The sequence below is a fragment of the Brevundimonas sp. FV1ps31S genome (genome assembly GCF_058681265.1).
Genome location: NZ_CM178735.1, coordinates 3,035,110 through 3,050,714 on the forward strand (window position 1 = coordinate 3,035,110; position 15,605 = coordinate 3,050,714).

Here is a 15,605-nt window from a genome sequence, read left to right on the forward strand (position 1 = left end):
GATGGCCCAGGCCGTCGCCGGGGGCAAGCGCGCGTTCAACCGCCCAGCGGCCCCTTGAAGATGAAGAAGGCGCCCAGGCCGATGAAGCCGAACCCGACCAGATGATTCACCGTCAGCTTCTCGCCCAGGTACAGCACCGAGAAGCCGGCGAAGACCAGCAGGGTGATCACCTCCTGCATCGTCTTCAGCTCCGCCGCCGAATAGACCTGATGCCCGATCCGGTTGGCCGGCACCGCCAGCCAGTATTCGAAGAAGGCGACCCCCCAACTGGCCATGACCAGCAGCCACAACGGCTTGTGATCGAACTTCAGATGGCCGTACCAGGCGAAGGTCATGAAGACGTTTGACAGGGCCAGCATGACGATGGGGGCGATATACGGGGTCAGGGGCATGGGACGGCGACCGAGGTTGTTGCTGAAACCGCCCTACACCGCCCGCGTCCGCCCGTCGCGGGTCTTCAGCCCCCCGCTACGGCCGCCTGCACCTTCAGCGCCTGCACCGTCTCGCGCACGTCATGGACCCGCACCATCCGCGCCCCGCGCCGCGCCCCCTCCAGCGCCAGGGCCAGCGAGCCGCCCAGCCGGTCGGTCGCCTCGACCGCCGTCGGATCGATGGCCTGGATGGTCCGTTTGCGGCTGGCCGCATACAGAACCGGGAACCCCAGCCCGACCAGAACGTCCAGCCGCGCCGTCAGCGCCATATTGTGGTCCAGCGTCTTGCCGAACCCTATGCCCGGATCCAGCCAGATCTTCTCCCGCGCCACCCCCGCCGCCATCGCCGCCTCCGCCCGGCCGCGCAGATAGTCCCGCACCTCCGCCACGACATCGCCATAGCGGGGGTCGGCCTGCATGGTGCGCGGTTCGCCCTTCATGTGCATCAGCACCACGTCGCAGCCCAACTCGGCCGCGACCGCCAGACTATCGGGCGCCTGGCTCAGTGCCGTCACATCGTTCCACATCGTCGCCCCGGCGGCGACGGCGGCGCGAGCCACGGCGGGCTTCATCGTATCGACGCTGATCATCCCGCCCCACCGAGCGCGAACCGCTTCGATCACCGGCGCGACCCGATCGATCTCCTCGGCCTCGCCCACCGGCTCCGCCCCCGGCCGGGTGCTTTCGCCCCCGATATCCAGCACCGCCGCCCCCTGCGCGACCAGCCGCAGCGCATGATCCACCGCCGCCGCCGTCGAGGCCCACCGCCCGCCGTCCGAGAAACTGTCGGGCGTGACGTTCACGATCCCCATGACCTGCGACAAGACGGACATCGGCGAGGTTTGACTTTCACGCTTCATGAGATCAGCCTCTAGACGTGATCACCCCGCTCGTCAGCCAGGCTCGACGCCTTTCTTACGCAGGCCGCCTCGTCGCAGGCGACTGACCCGGAACGGCCGCGCGCCTTTCGCCCCGTTCCGGGCGACGATCTGAACCCCGATTATCCTCAGCCTTCATGTGACGCGCGAACGCGCGCCTGCAGGCGTCTGCGATCAAAGAGCCGAACCATGACCCAATCCACCGCCCGAACCACGCATCCCTCGCGCCCCGACATCTTTCTCAGCGCCAGGGACCACCAGACCCTGTCGCGTCTGGTGGGCGACATGCCCGCCGAAGGCGTCGCCGGCCTGTTGCAGGAAGAGCTGGAACGCGCCGTCATCTGCGAGCCTGGCGATCGGCCCAAGGGCGCGGCGCCGCTTCACCGCTGGCTGCACTATGTCGATGGCCGCTCGCCCCAGCCGCGCCGCATCCAGATCGTCCTGCCGAACGAGGCGGACATCGATGCGGGCAAGGTGTCCGTCCTGTCCTACGTCGGCGCCGGCCTGATCGGCCTTGTGGAGGGCCACACCATCGCCTGGACCGATCCATCGGGCGCGGACCGTCGACTGACCCCGGTCATGATCGAGGATCCGGAAATCCCCGGCGGCGACTAACGCCCGATCAGCCCGCCCAGCGCCTCCAGATAGCCTGCGAAGGCCTTGCGGCCCTCGGGCGTGATCGACACCCGCGTCAGGGGCTTGTTGTTCACGAAACTCTTGGCCACCGCGACATAGCCGGCCTCCTCCAGCTTCTTGATATGGACCGACAGATTGCCCTGGGTCGCCTCCAGCACCGTCTTCAGCTCGGTGAAGTCGGCGGCTTCGGCGTCGGCCAGATAGACCATGATCCCCAGCCGCATACGGCCGTGGATGACCTCGTCGATCCGCCCCAGATCGTTCAGTCCCATGGATCAGCCGGCGTCCGCATCGACGGCGCGCTTCTTCAGGGCTTCGCGAGTGATGATCCAGCCCGGCCCCGCGAACAGCAGGAACAGCGCCGCCGTGGCGACATACAGATAGATCAGCGGCTGGCGCACCAGCAGGCCCAGCGCCACCGCCGTCGCCCATCCCCCCAGCGACGCCGCCAGCATCCAGCCCTTCTTCTTCAGGGTCCAGGCCACATACCAGGCGGCCGACTGAAGGGCGAAGATCATGGCCGGGTAATAGAGCCAGACGGCGAAGTCCTGGTCGCGCGCCGCGCCGAAGCCGAAGACGATGATGATGGCCAGATTGGCCATGCCCGCCCCGCTGAAGGCCGCGTTCAGGGTCCGGGTCACGATCGGGCTGGCCTTGACCCGCTTGCGGTCCTCGCGCACGGCCCACGCCACCACCATCAGGAAGACGACGGTGACTGCCGTGACGAACACCAGGCTGACAGGACCCGACCAGAGGATCACCCCCCAGGACTGGCCGACGTGGACCAGGCACTGCAGGCCGTACAACAGGCCGCTGGCCAGATAGAGAACGCCCATGGTCAAGGACGCTCTCGAATCGCCCCCGCCCTGGACGATCGATCGGAGGAAGGCTAGGTCGGCCTCGGGCGTGCTGCGAGACTTGTCGATCATCGATGATTCCTCTGCGGCGAGCGCGCCCCTGGGATGGACGCGGCGGCCTGGGTTGGCAAGCTATTCGGCGGGAGACAGGGCGGGCGCTGGGCCGCGCCGCCAGGGAACCCGGCGACCATTCAGCCAGCGGCCCATGAAGCTGTGCCGGATCAGCAGTTCATAGCTGGCGACCGAGACGGCCAGCACCCCACCGACCACCAGCCCCAGCTTGATCGGCCACGACATGGCCCAATCCTGAACCAGCACCTGGGCCGCCATCACCAGCGGCAGATGGACGATGTAGATCCAGTATGAGGCGTCGGCGAGATAGCGCCGGATCCGGCTGCGTCCCCCGAAGAACCGCAGGGCCAAGGCCATGGCCGCAAAGGCCGATGCGTAGGTCGCGACCCCGAAAGCCGCCGCCGTCATCGCCTTGGTCGCCGGATCGGTCATGGGGACCAGACGTGGGTCCGGCCCGCCCGCCAGCATCAGAGCCGTCGTGCCAGCTCCAATCGCCAGGCCCAGATAGGCAGGCCACCAGGCCTGTATGCGGGCCAACAGGTCGCGCCGACGGTCTAGCAGGGCGCCGAAGCCGAAAGCCAGGCCGAATCCGACTAGGGCCGGCGTATGCGGTATCAGGCCGGCGTCCGGCGTCGGCACGCCGAAGAAGGCGATCCAGTTCGGCTGGAACCACAGGGCCAGCGCGAGCGGCGCACCCAGTATGAAGGGGCCCCATGGACCGATCAGCCCAGCCGTCATCCTATCGACCACCCTCCCCCAGGCGCCGCTCCGATCCAGCGCGGCGAAGGGCGCTCTTAGAAGCAGCAGCGCGACATAGAAGATCAGTAGCGCCCACAGGAACCACAGGTGGGTCAGCGGAATATTGGTCCAGTCGTATTCCGGCGTCGGCGGCGCATCGGCGGCCGCCATTCCTTGCAGGCCCGCGTTCCAGATCAGCACCACGACGATGGCCGTCAGGACCAGCCCCCAGAAGACCGCCAGCGGCGCAGCGATGCGGACCAGGCGGTTCTTCACGAACCCCCACACGCCCGCGCGCGCCAGCATCATATGGGCGAACAGTCCCGCAATCAGGAAAAAGGTCGTCATCCGGAACAGGTGGATAACGAAGAACAGGCCGCTGGCCCAAACCGACCGCTGGTCGTCGCCGACAATCCAGATCTGGGTCGGAAAGAAGGACATGGAACCGTGAAGCACCACGCCCAGAAGCAAGGCCCCGCCTCTCAGCGCGTCGAGCCCGTGCAGGCGCTCGGATGAAACCGTCTCTGATATCGACATGACGTCCTCCCGTCTTGGAAAACGCCATATCTCACAGACAAGTCTACGATGCAAACTAGTTCACGATACCCCTAGCCCCGCTTGTCGGATTGGGGCGATGGGTGGGGCGTTCACAAGCAAAGAAAAACCCGCCGGGAGATCGCTCCCGGCGGGTCCATCACCGCCGTCATCCTCAGGCTTGACCCGAGGACCGGATGTTCAGCCGCATTGCGTCAAAGGCGACGCACACCCCGACCCCCGCCGATCCTCGGGTCAAGCCCGAGGATGACGGAGGAAGAGCCCCCCGTGATCAGTGAACCGTCGGCACGCTGGTCGGCGCGGGGGCGGCGACCGGAACCTCGATCGTGGTCCCGTCCGACACCGGCGTCACCGGGACCGAGACCGACGGCCCGGCGTTGGGGAAGTTGTTCTCGTCACGGTTCGGCGCGACGCCCTTCTCCAGCAGGTCCTTGATCTCCTCGCCCGACAGGGTCTCGTACTCCAGCAGGGCCTGCGACAGCTTCTCATGATGATCGGCCTTGTCGGTCAGGATCTTGCGGGCCTCGTCCCAGCCCGAGGCGACCAGACGACGAACTTCCTCGTCGATGGTGCGGGCGGTCTCTTCCGAGACGTTCTGGCTGCGGGCGACCGAGTGGCCCAGGAAGACTTCTTCCTGGTTCTCGCCATAGGCCACGGTGCCCAGCTTTTCGGAGAAGCCCCAGCGGGTGACCATCGCCCTTGCAAGCTTGGTCGCCTGTTCGATGTCCGACGATGCGCCCGAGGTGATGTTCTCCTTGCCGAAGATCAGCTCCTCGGCGACTCGACCGCCGGCCATGATCGCGATCCGGTCGATCATCTGCTGGTATTTCATCGAATAGCGGTCGCCTTCCGGCAACTGCATCACCATGCCCAAGGCCCGACCGCGCGGGACGATGGTCGCCTTGTGCACCGGGTCGGCCATCTTGACGTTCATGGCGACGATGGCGTGACCGGCCTCGTGATAGGCGGTCAGGCGTTTTTCTTCCTCGTTCATCGCCATCGAGCGACGTTCCGAGCCCATCAGCACCTTGTCCTTGGCGTCTTCGAAGTCGCGATGCGTGACCATGCGACGGTCCTTGCGCGCCGCCGTCAGGGCCGCCTCATTGACCAGATTGGCCAGGTCGGCGCCCGAGAAGCCGGGCGTGCCGCGCGCGATGGTCTTGACGTTGACGTCGGCGGCCAGGGGCACGTCCTTCATGTGCACGCGCAGGATACGCTCACGGCCGGAAACATCCGGGTTGGGCACCACCACCTGGCGGTCGAAACGGCCGGGACGCAGCAGGGCCGGGTCCAGCACGTCGGGACGGTTGGTGGCGGCGATCAGGATGATGCCTTCATTGGCCTCGAACCCGTCCATCTCGACCAGCAGCTGGTTCAGCGTCTGTTCGCGCTCGTCGTTGCCGCCGCCCAGGCCGGCGCCGCGATGGCGACCGACGGCGTCGATCTCATCGATGAAGATGATGCAGGGCGCATTCTTCTTGGCCTGTTCGAACATGTCGCGCACGCGGCTGGCGCCGACGCCGACGAACATTTCGACGAAGTCCGAACCCGAGATCGAGAAGAAGGGCACGCCGGCTTCACCCGCGACTGCGCGGGCCAGAAGCGTCTTGCCGGTGCCGGGAGGGCCGACCAGCAGGGCGCCCTTGGGGATCTTGCCGCCCAGACGCTGGAACTTGCCCGGATCTTTCAGGAAGTCGACGACCTCCTGCAGCTCTTCCTTGGCCTCGTCCACCCCGGCGACGTCGTCGAAGGTCTTACGGCCCTTGTGTTCGGTCAGCAACTTGGCCTTGGACTTGCCGAAGCCCATGGCGCCGCGCGCCCCGCCCTGCATCTGGCGCATGAAGAAGATCCACACCCCGACCAGAAGCGCGATCGGCAGAATCCCCATCAGCAGGCTCATCCAGATCGACTGGCGCGTGGTCTTGGCGTCGACGTTGACGCCGGCCCCCAGCATGGAATTGACCAGCTGCTCGTTCGGATAGGGGGTGGTGGCGGTGAAGCGGCCGTTGTTCTTGTAGACGCCGGTCACCTGGTCGCCGCGCACCGTGGCTTCCTTGATGTCTCCGGCCTCCACCCGCTGCACCAGCTGGGAATAGGTGATGGTTTCGGGCCGGCCCGCCCCGGCGGCGCCCTGGGCGGCCATGCCGGTCATGGCGCCGCCTTGGGACACGGCGGCGTAGCCCGCCAGCAGGATCAGGATGATGACGCCCGTGATCGCCAGATTACGCAGGTTCATTGAGGTCCTCGGTCGTCCGTCGGCCCGGATTGAGCCCACGGTCTGGATTGTCTGTCACGGAAAATAGGAGCTTCCGCGGCTTTACGCTATGGCGGCGCATTCAGATCGTCTTCATGCGTCGTTTCGTCCAGCGCCAGCCTGAGCCTTTCGCAGACCAGTCCGCGCCTTTCCACCTGGGGGCTTGCAAGAAGCGGTCCCGTCTCTCCGTCCCGGATCAGGACCGGAAACGCACCACGCGTCGCCACCGGCAGCGCGCTGATCATGGCCCGATCGGCCGCCGACAGGGCCGACAGTCGCCCCAGCGTCGGAACGACGGACCAGCCCGGCGTCCGCGCCAGAAAGGCGAACCGGCCGTCCCACACCGCCTCGACCCCCGGCGCCAGAACCAGAGGCGCCAGAACCGGGGGCGCCGACGGGCGGCGCACAAGCTCCCCGGCCTCGCGCATCAGGACCACCGTCTCGCCATGCGCCTCGAGACGCGCTCCGCAAAGGGTCGCCGCGAAATCCTCGCTCGCCCGCAGTCTTTGCACCAGCCGCGCCAGCCGGTCTCCGCGCGGCGGCGTCGCTCCGCCGCCAACACAGACCATCGCGGCCGCCAGCGCCCTGGCGCCGACATCCCGCGCGATCCATGCGGTCCCCTCGGCCGTCGCCGAAATCCCGGCGTGCGACCCGCCGCCTTCCCCATCCATCGCCTCTACGCCCCGTTCGCAGTCCGGCGCTGTTCCCGCCAGCGCCCGCCGCGCCCGGCTTCGGCCAAAGCGCGGATCGGCGTTGGCGGGGTCCTCGATCCAGTCCGCCCCCTGGCCGGCCAGCCAGGCTCGCAGGGTCTCGCGCCGCTCCTCCAGCAGGGGCCGCAGCAGCATGAGCCCCCGCCCTTCCGGCCAGACCGGCGACGGCGACCATTCCCGCACCCGCCCCAGGGTCGAGCCCTCGGCCCGCATCAGATCCGCCTCGGCGACGTCGTCCGCTGTATGGGCGAACAGGACGACCCGCGCGCCGGCCCCGCGCGCCGCCTCCGCAATCAGCCGATGCCGCGCCGCGCGCGCCGCCGCCGTCAGGCCCGTCGTCGGCTTTTCCCCCTCCCAGGTCAGCGCCCGCCAATCGGCGCCCGCAGCGCGCGCCGCAGCGCCGGCGAAACGGGTCCAGTCCTTGCTGCTGGGGTTCAATCCATGATCGACCGTCAGGGCCAACAGGGGCCGCCCGCGTTCGCCCGCCCAAGCGGCCACCAACCTCAACAAGGCGATGGAATCGCCGCCGCCGGACAAGGCGAGAGCGACCGGGCGGTCGTCATCCCGTCTCAGCCGCCGATCCAGCCCAGCAAAGACCCGGGTCGTCAGACCCGCGTCGTTTGCAGCGCCGGCGGGCGTCAGCTGCACCCGTTGGCGGTCTTCATCTGAGCCGCACGGGCCTTCTGCGGGTCAGAGGCGGCGGGGGCGTAGCGGCGCGTGAACTCGCCCAGGGCCGCGCAGCCTTGCGTCTTGCGATCAGTGGCGAACAGTGCGTCGGCCAGTTTCAGCGTGGTGTCGGCGGCCCAGCCGATACGTGGCCAGTCCTTCAGCGCGGCGGCATAGAAGGGTACCGCGCCCGCCTTGTCGTTCGACGAGACGCGGATGTCGCCGAGGCGCGAGTTGGCCTCACGCGCCTGGGGCGTGTCTGGCCAGGTGACGACCAGGGTCTCCAGCGCGCGCGCGCCGCGCGGCCGGTCGCTGCCCATCAGGCGCACGGCGGCGGCCAGATCCTGAACTGCGTCGCCGGTCGGCGAATTGGCTTCGATGGGGGCGTTCAGCTCAGCCGCCGTCTCCAGCTTCTCGATCCGCGCTTCTGCGTCCAGCAGTCGGGTGCGCAGGGCGGCGCTGTCGCGCTGGGCCTCGTCCAGCTGGAAGGTCAGCCGCTCGTTGTCCCCGTTGATGCGGCGCACCGTGGCCTCAAGATCCTCCAGCCGCTGATTCATCAACCCGAACTGCCCCTGAAGCGTGACCACCTCGGGATCGGGCTCCACCAGCACCGGCTCGCCCGCAGCATTGCGCTGGGTCAGCGCCCGCTCCAGCCGGCGGACATTGCGATCCAACTGCTCGAGGCGACGTTTGTCCCATTCGATCGGCTGCATGATATTGGGCGCCGCCTGCTGGGCGACAGCGCCCCCGGCGATCAGGACCAGACCGACGGCGGTGGCGGCGAACGCGCGGGAGCGCATGAACGAGAGCTTGAGCATCATGGGTCGCTAGGTTCCACCGATTTGGGGCCGCCGCAAGGCGCAGTCAGTGCCCGAGGCCCAGATAGAGGATCGACATGATGAACAGAACCACCACGATGTTGCAGAAGAACAGCAGCAAGATCGTCCGCCACAGCGTCGAAAAGATCGACAGGCTGTAAGCCCCCTTCAGTTGGGCGAAGACATGGACAGGCATGGCCAGCAATCCGAGCCCGCTAACCCATGCGCCCAGGGTGCTGTTGATCGTGCCGGCCAACACCATGGCCATCAGCAGCAGGGCCATGAAGGTCAACGAGTACAGGACGAACACCCCGTGATCATACAGGGTGAAGCCTCGTCGCCACAGGAACAGAAGCGCAAGGAAGGGGATCGAGAACGGCACAAGCAGGAAGGCGAACTTGTACATCGTCTGTTGCAGCTTATAGACCGCCAGATCCGGATTCTGCAGCTTCTTCAATAAGGTCGCGCCGAAACCGTGATCGTTCTCGTCGGCCTCCTTGCCCATGATCTTCAGCTTGGTCGAACCGCCTGACGCCTTGTCGCCCGACGCGATGTCCTTGATGCTGGCCTGCCAGCTGCCCGGCTTAAGGCCGTCGGCGCGGCCTTCGCGCTGCTCGGTTTCCAGCCGCGCCAGCTCGGCCCGCTTCTGGGTCACCAGCGCCTGAGCGCCGTCTATGCCGATAAGAGCCATGCCGGACCGGTCTGCCGCCGCCTCGGCTCGTACCTCGGCCAGGGCCTGTTCGGCCTCGGCCAACTCCTGCCGCTGCTCCTGAATGTCGTCGGCCAGCACCACCGGCGCCTCGTGCTGCGGCATGAAGCTCAGCGCGAAGAACATGACGAACAGGGTGAACAGGAAGATCGCCAGCGGCGACACATACCGGGTCCGCCTGCCCTCGACCCATTCCCGCGTCAGCCGGCCGGGATTGAAGGCCAGCAGCGGCAGGGTGCGCCAGACGCGGGCGTCGAAGTGCATGACGCCGTGAAGCAACTCCTCGCCCAGGTGCAGCAGGGTGCGGTGGACGTGGGTAGGCTGGCCGCAGTTGGAGCAGAAATTGCCGCTGGTGGGCTCGCCGCAGTCGGAGCAGAGCCCATGTCCGGCCTCGCCCGCATGACCGGTCGGCTTTTCGATCGCCCCCGCGACCAATCCCCCGGTGATCGCGCCACCGGCTCCCTCGATATCCACGCGCCTATCCCCCGGCAGAGCTTGACCTCACTTAGCGGACGCCGGGGGCAAAAGAAAAGAGGCGCCGGACTGCGCCGACGCCTCTCATCATTCCAGTCCTTGGGGACCGTCGTCCTTAGCGCGGCGCGCCCGAAACGATGGCGGTGTGGGCGTTGCGGTTGCGCGCCCAGCTGTCCTCGCTGGAGCCCTCGGCGATCGGGCGCTCCTTGCCGTAGCTGATGGTGTCGATACGGCCGGCCGGCACGCCGCGATTGATCAGATAGGTGCGCACGGCCTCGGCGCGGCGGGCGCCCAGGGCGAGGTTGTATTCGCGGGTGCCGCGTTCGTCGGCGTTGCCTTCGATACGGACCGTGACCTGCGGATAGCGCGCCAGCCACTGGGCCTGGGCGTCCAGACGCGGCATGGCTTCGGGCCGGACGTCATAGGAGTCCAGGTCGAAATAGATCCGGTCGCCGACATTGACGACAAAGTCCTGTTCCGAGCCCGGCGCGGCGGCGCCCATGTTTCCGCCCGAAACGGGGCCCGTCGGTGCGGTCGGATAGGCGGGGCCGGTCGTCGGGGCGGTCGGCTCGGTCGGCACCGCGCCTTCGACCGGCTTGCGGGCGCAGGCGGCCATGGCGGCGACGGCGCAACCGACCATGGCCAGGGTGATGATGCGTGAAGTCTTCATTGGGTCGTCTCCTGAAACGGTCTTGTTGAGGACGGCGGCCTCAAGCTTGGCCTTATCTTCTGCCTCGGGCGGTTTTGGGGCGCCAGATCAGATAACACACTGTTGAGCGCGAAGCTCCCGATCGCCGAACGGCGTCAGGCCGGGCAGCTGTCGGCCCCCTGCCCGAGGCCGATGTTCGAGGGCGGCGCGTCAAGCAGCGGCGACCAGGCGGGATCCGTGCCCCGGCCGTTATAGCCGGCCTGGGCCACGACACGCCCCGACAGGTCCACCGTCCACAGCCGCGTGTCGCCACCCCGCGTCTGGCGGGCGAACATCACATAGCGGCCGTTGGGGGCCCAGTTCGGACCTTCCTCGAAATAGCTGGACGACAGGATGCGCTCGCCTGACCCGTCGGCGTTCATCACCCCGGTCGAGAACCGGCCGCCGCCCTGTTTGGTGAAGGCGATCAGATTGCCGGTCGGGCTCCAGGACGGGGCCGTATAGACGCCGCCGCCGCGCGAGATCGGCCGCTGTCCCGAGCCGTCGGCCCGCATCACATACAGCCGCGCCGTGCCGGAACGGTCCGAGTTGAACACGATCTGGCTGCCGTCGGGGCTGAAGGACGGCGAGGTGTCGATGCCCGGATCCGAGGTCAGGCGCGACAGCTGCCGGCTGCGCAGGTCCATCACATAGATGTCGGTATTGCCGTTGCGGATGATCGAGAAGGCGATCCTGTTGCCGTCGTTCGAGAACCGCGGCGCCAGCACCTGGCCGTCGAATTCGCCCAGGCTTTCGGTGCGCCCGGTCGTCAGATTGCGCAGATAGATCCGGCTGTAGTCCTTGCCCAGCGCCACATAGGTGATCTCATCCGGCTTCGAGATCGAGAAACGCGGCGACATGATCACCTCGTCGCCCTGGGTCAGATAGGTGGGATTGAACCCGTCCTGGTCGGCGATGGTCAGCCGGTTGATCCGGTTCAGTTGCGTCCCCTCTTCGGAAACGAACAGGACGCGGGAATCGAAGAAGCCAGCCTCGCCGGTCATCCGCTGGTAAATGACGTCGGAGATCTTGTGCGCGATCCGGCGCCATTGTTCCTGGGTGGCGGTAAACTGATAGCTGACCAGCTGGCACTGGCGATAAGGGTCATACAGGCGGAAGCCGACGTCCAGCCGATTGTCCGCCCGCGGCGTCACCGCCCCATACAGCACCGCTTGGGCGCCGATCTGGGTCCACTGCGGAAAGTTGGGCGCGTTCGCCAACGTCAGCCCGGTCTCGATAAAGCCGGCCGGATCCAGCGGTTCGAAGAAACCCGAACGGCGCAGATTGCCGCTGACCACATTGGAGATGTCCGCGCCGTGGTCGCCGGTGAAAGGCACGATGGCGATCTGCAGGGGCTTCAGCACCCCGTCATCGACGACGACGTCCTGCATCGGCGCGCTCGGGGAACCCGACTGAGCGTGAACCGGGCTGTGCATCATCGGCGCGGCCATAACCGCCACGGCGGCCGAGGCCAGAAGTAGGTTCAGACGCATATATTTGCTCCCAAGCTTGGAAAGACAGTCACGTCCTTATCGCTGGACGTTGTGACAATCGCCAGCTTCACGGCGATTGGGGCGACATTCGGTCGAGCTGAACACCCGTCACGGGATGTTTAGCGATTTCCGCACTTTCGCGCCGTTTCGAACCGGAACGGCACTTCCTGAGCCTGGAAACCGGCCGGCACGTCGAAGGGCGCTGCCGCCCGCAAAGCCCGAAGCATGGCGTCGGAAGCGGCCCGCCAGGTCGCATCATTGCGCGGCTGTTCCAGCCGAGGCGAACCGACGATCTGCCCGTCAGACGTTAGCCGCACAGTCACCCGAATGGTCATGGCGTCCATACCCGGCAGATCGCAATTCAGGTTCCAGTGGGGATTCACCTGCCCCGCCAACGCAGCAAGTTGCGGTCCGGTTGCACGACTGGCCGTTCCCGCCCCCTGCTGGCCCGTCGCCGGGCGCCCGCGTTGGTTGGTGTTGCGGGTCGGCCCCGCCAGGGCGTCCAGGTCCAGGCTGGGCTCATCCCGCTTTGACGCAGGGCGAGCGGGGGTCGGCGGGGTCGAACGGGGCGGCGTCGGACGCGCCTTTTCCGGAGTGGGCGGCGCCGGCCGGGGCGGCGTGGGTCGCGGCGGCGTCGGCGTCGGGCGCGGGGCCGGACGGGGCGGCGCGGGCGTGGGGGTCGGCGGCGGCGGCGTGGGCTGAGGGACCGGCGGCGTCGGCGTCTCCGGCGCGCTGACTGGCGCCGTCGCGGCGTCGTCGGGCGAGGGTTCCGGCGCGGGATTGTCGGCGGCCGCCGCCTCGATCACCGTCTCCGAGACGATGGATACCGGCACCGAATTCACCAGCGGCTTGGGCTCGTCCGCCTTGTGTGAAAACGAAACGAAGGCGAGCGCGACCACCCCGGCGTGCAGGGCGATGGATCCCAGAATGGCAGGGCTGGGCCGACGCAAGCGATCAGGCCTCCGGCGCCGTGTCGGTGATCAGGTTCAGCTTGGTGAAGCCCGAGGCCGACAGCCGCGCCATGACCCGCGCCACCACCTGATAGGGGGCCCGCCCGTCGGCCCGCACGAAGACCGGTCGCTCGGACGCCTGGTCCGATCCGCCGGCCTCGGTCAGCAGACGCACCGCCAGGTCGTCGAACGACGTCTCGCTGTCGCCGATGAAGATCGCGCCCTGCTGGTCGATGCTGACCGACAGGGGTTCGTTATTGGTCTCGACCGCGCTCGCCTCGGTCTTGGGCAGTTCCACCGGCACGCCCACGGTCAGAAGCGGCGCCGAGATCATGAAGATGATCAGCAGCACCAGCATCACATCCACCAGGGGCGTGACATTGATTTCGGTCAGCGGGCCTCTGCGCCCCCGCCGTCCTCTGCGCCCGCCGCCGCCGCTCGCACCGCCGCCCAGCGCCATGGCTCAGACGCCCCGGTTCAGATTGATGCCCGAGCTCGGGGCCGGAGCCGGCGGCGTCGCCGAACTGCCCAGACGCCGCGCCACCGCCGCCTGCAAGTCGTCGGCGAAGGCGTCCAGCCGGCCGGTGAACTTGCCCGCGTCGATCGAGAACTTGTTGTAGGCGATATAGGCCGGGATGGCCGCCGCCAGGCCGATGGCCGTGGCGAACAGGGCCTCGGCGATGGCCGGCGCCACCGTCGTCAGATTGGTGTTCCCCGCCGCCGCGATACGCCCGAAGGCGTTCATGATGCCCCAGACCGTGCCGAACAGGCCGATGAAGGGCGAGGCCGTCGCCACGACCGACAGCACGCCCAGGCCATTCTCGATCCGCTGGCCCTCGCGCGAGATCAGGCTGTTCATCGCCCGGTCGATCCGGGTCATCAGCAGGTCGCCCTGATGGTCGTTCAGTGCGCCGCGCTGGCGCGCCTCGCGCCAGTCGGACAAGGCGATCACCAGCATTCGCGGCAGGGCGTGTTCCGGCGCCGGCCCGGCCTGGGCCGCCACATCCTCCAGCGACCGGCCCGACTGGACCGCCTTTTCGAAGTCGTCGGCCTGTTTGTTCAGCGCGGTGAAGCGGAAGGCCTTGTCGATGATGATGGTCCACGACCACAGCGAGGCCAGCGCCAGGCCGATCATCACCCCCTGCACCACCCAGTCGGCTTCCACGAACAGTTTGACAGGGTTCATCATCGAGGCGTCGACGGGCGTAGTCATTCAGGCGCTCCGGGCGGGATCGGGTGCGGTTTGGAAACAGGCGACGCCCCTCTTCGACCGAGCGGGCGTGACCATTGTGTGGCCTGCGGCTCTTAGCGTCGCTTGATGACCCTGTCATCTGACAGGCCTGTCATCAAATTTCACAATCAGGATGCAAGAAACTCAATCTACGGTTGATCATTGAGCCTTTTTAGATTTTGCTGACTAGGGAGGCTGTCTCCCAAGGAGGATGTCATGAACCGCACCAAAGCCGCCGCCTTAGCCATCGCCACGCTTGTCGTCTCAGTCTTCGGCCCAGCGGCCACCGCCCAAACGGGTGGCATAATGTATCATCACACATTCTACAGTGATGCGACGATGACTACGCAAGTCGGATGGTACCGTGATCGATGCTGGAACGGTTATGTCCAGGCAACGCCTGTTAATGGAACGGTTACGCCGTACTACACGCTCGAACCTATCGGTAAGTGCTTCTTCGGCGGTGGCGGCTACGACTGAAAAATCCTCGGGGCTGACCGATAGGTCGGCCCCGATACGCTCTTGGATCACCTATTTTCGTCGAGGTAATTAAGCGCCAGCCACGGCGTCACCTTCTCGACCAATCCCTTGGAGGGCCGTCGCGGCCGGCCGTCCAGATGGATGCAGACCGCCGTGACCTCGGCGCGGCACAACACCTCCCCGGCGCGTTCGACGCTCTGGCGGATGATCAGCCGCACCCCCTTCACCGCCTCATAGAGGGTGCGCACCACCAGGGCGTCATCGATCCGGGCGGGCTTCAGATAGCGGATGTTCATCTCCGACACGACGAAGGCCAGCGGCTCTTCCTGGTCCAGCAGGTCCGCATGACCGACGCCTATGGCTCGCAGGAAGTCCGACCGCCCCCGCTCGAAATAGCGGACATAGTTGGCGTGATAGACGAGGCCGGTGAAATCGGTGTCTTCGTAATAGACGCGGACCGGCAAGAGGTGGTCGCGCCCCTCGAAACGGCCGGCGGTGGGAAGATCGCTCATGTCCCCAGTCTAGCGCCGGGGCGGGCTGATCAGGAAGCCCGGGCAATGGCGGTCGCGCATGTCGCGAAACTCGGCCGGCAAGGGATCGTCGCTGAACAGGATGCGGTTAGGCAGGGAGATGAAACCCACCGCCGGCTCGCCGCGTCCACGCCCGGCATAGCCGCACACCGCCCGCCTCTGACCGATCTCGGAATAGCGCAGCTCGGCGCCGCGCCCCAGATGTTCGCGGATCTGGCGCAATGCCCGGTCCGGCAGGGGTTCCGGCGGCGCGACCCGGGTCCCGTGCGTCATGGTCCAGACTGCGATGGCGGCGACGATCAGGGCGACAACGGCGACTATCGTCCCCACCCGGTGCACCAAGACCGGCTGTCGCTTCATCGGCTCGGCCCGCCCTTTGCTCCGGCGACGGAGGATCGGGCGGCGAGATGTCGGTCGGTCATGGCGCGCTCCTGC

Annotated in this window: 18 protein-coding genes; 2 read left to right on the plus strand and 16 right to left on the minus strand. The window is 67.2% G+C overall.

Features of this window, described 5'->3' with window-relative positions; translation table 11 throughout:
* Positions 1–35: 35 nt before the first annotated feature.
* Positions 36–392: a DMT family protein gene (locus tag ACVPT3_RS14480; protein ID WP_492041564.1), complete on the minus strand. Its 357-nt coding sequence runs from the start codon at positions 390–392 to the stop codon at positions 36–38.
* Positions 393–457: 65 nt separating this feature from the next.
* Positions 458–1,264 (minus strand): dihydropteroate synthase, encoded by an 807-nt coding sequence (folP, locus tag ACVPT3_RS14485; protein WP_492041565.1) that lies wholly within the window; start codon positions 1,262–1,264, stop codon positions 458–460.
* A 234-nt stretch (positions 1,265–1,498) separates the two neighbouring features.
* Here folP and ACVPT3_RS14490 point away from each other — a divergent pair, with 234 nt between their 5' ends.
* Positions 1,499–1,924, plus strand: a complete 426-nt coding sequence (locus tag ACVPT3_RS14490; RefSeq protein WP_492041566.1) for a GreA/GreB family elongation factor — start codon at positions 1,499–1,501, stop codon at positions 1,922–1,924.
* On the opposite strand, the gene ACVPT3_RS14495 is transcribed toward ACVPT3_RS14490, so the two are convergent.
* The 12 genes from ACVPT3_RS14495 to tolQ form a co-directional block, all read right to left on the minus strand.
* Complete coding sequence (locus tag ACVPT3_RS14495) at positions 1,921–2,217, minus strand: winged helix-turn-helix domain-containing protein (protein ID WP_008259231.1); 297 nt, start codon at positions 2,215–2,217, stop codon at positions 1,921–1,923. The genes ACVPT3_RS14490 and ACVPT3_RS14495 overlap by 4 nt on opposite strands.
* 3 nt (positions 2,218–2,220) lie before the next feature.
* A complete protein-coding gene (locus ACVPT3_RS14500; protein ID WP_492041567.1) occupies positions 2,221–2,874 on the minus strand; it encodes a hypothetical protein in 654 nt (217 codons plus the stop codon).
* A 60-nt stretch (positions 2,875–2,934) separates the two neighbouring features.
* On the minus strand, positions 2,935–4,149 hold the full coding sequence (locus ACVPT3_RS14505; protein WP_492041568.1) for an acyltransferase family protein: 1,215 nt from the start codon (positions 4,147–4,149) through the stop codon (positions 2,935–2,937).
* Positions 4,150–4,438: 289 nt separating this feature from the next.
* Entirely contained in the window at positions 4,439–6,403 is a 1,965-nt protein-coding gene (ftsH, locus tag ACVPT3_RS14510; RefSeq protein WP_492041569.1) for an ATP-dependent zinc metalloprotease FtsH, read from the minus strand.
* Positions 6,404–6,489: 86 nt separating this feature from the next.
* On the minus strand, positions 6,490–7,779 hold the full coding sequence (gene tilS / locus ACVPT3_RS14515) for a tRNA lysidine(34) synthetase TilS (protein WP_492041570.1): 1,290 nt from the start codon (positions 7,777–7,779) through the stop codon (positions 6,490–6,492).
* Positions 7,770–8,597, minus strand: coding sequence for a tol-pal system protein (locus tag ACVPT3_RS14520; protein WP_492041571.1), 828 nt, complete (start codon positions 8,595–8,597; stop codon positions 7,770–7,772). Before ACVPT3_RS14520 ends, tilS begins: the two co-directional genes overlap by 10 nt.
* 64 nt (positions 8,598–8,661) lie before the next feature.
* Positions 8,662–9,798 carry a DUF3667 domain-containing protein gene (locus ACVPT3_RS14525; protein ID WP_492041572.1) on the minus strand — a complete coding sequence of 379 codons (1,137 nt, stop codon included), beginning with the start codon at positions 9,796–9,798 and terminating at the stop codon, positions 8,662–8,664.
* A 115-nt stretch (positions 9,799–9,913) separates the two neighbouring features.
* Positions 9,914–10,468: a peptidoglycan-associated lipoprotein Pal gene (gene pal, locus ACVPT3_RS14530; protein ID WP_492041573.1), complete on the minus strand. Its 555-nt coding sequence runs from the start codon at positions 10,466–10,468 to the stop codon at positions 9,914–9,916.
* Positions 10,469–10,602: 134 nt separating this feature from the next.
* On the minus strand, positions 10,603–11,979 hold the full coding sequence (gene tolB, locus ACVPT3_RS14535; protein WP_492041574.1) for a Tol-Pal system beta propeller repeat protein TolB: 1,377 nt from the start codon (positions 11,977–11,979) through the stop codon (positions 10,603–10,605).
* Positions 11,980–12,098: 119 nt separating this feature from the next.
* On the minus strand, positions 12,099–12,929 hold the full coding sequence (locus tag ACVPT3_RS14540) for a hypothetical protein (protein ID WP_492041575.1): 831 nt from the start codon (positions 12,927–12,929) through the stop codon (positions 12,099–12,101).
* Between the two features lie 4 nt (positions 12,930–12,933).
* A complete protein-coding gene (locus ACVPT3_RS14545; RefSeq protein ID WP_492041576.1) occupies positions 12,934–13,389 on the minus strand; it encodes an ExbD/TolR family protein in 456 nt (151 codons plus the stop codon).
* Positions 13,390–13,392: 3 nt separating this feature from the next.
* The gene (gene tolQ / locus ACVPT3_RS14550) at positions 13,393–14,142 is read right to left on the minus strand and encodes a protein TolQ (RefSeq protein WP_492041577.1); all 750 of its coding nucleotides are present in this window, start codon (positions 14,140–14,142) and stop codon (positions 13,393–13,395) included.
* A gap of 234 nt (positions 14,143–14,376) precedes the next feature.
* Here tolQ and ACVPT3_RS14555 point away from each other — a divergent pair, with 234 nt between their 5' ends.
* Entirely contained in the window at positions 14,377–14,640 is a 264-nt protein-coding gene (locus ACVPT3_RS14555) for a hypothetical protein (RefSeq protein WP_492041578.1), read from the plus strand.
* Between the two features lie 47 nt (positions 14,641–14,687).
* Here the strand turns inward: ACVPT3_RS14555 and ybgC are convergent, their stop codons facing one another.
* Both ybgC and ACVPT3_RS14565 read right to left on the minus strand, forming a co-directional pair.
* Positions 14,688–15,152: a tol-pal system-associated acyl-CoA thioesterase gene (ybgC, locus tag ACVPT3_RS14560; protein ID WP_492041579.1), complete on the minus strand. Its 465-nt coding sequence runs from the start codon at positions 15,150–15,152 to the stop codon at positions 14,688–14,690.
* Between the two features lie 9 nt (positions 15,153–15,161).
* Positions 15,162–15,530 carry a hypothetical protein gene (locus tag ACVPT3_RS14565; protein ID WP_492041580.1) on the minus strand — a complete coding sequence of 123 codons (369 nt, stop codon included), beginning with the start codon at positions 15,528–15,530 and terminating at the stop codon, positions 15,162–15,164.
* Positions 15,531–15,605: the final 75 nt, after the last annotated feature.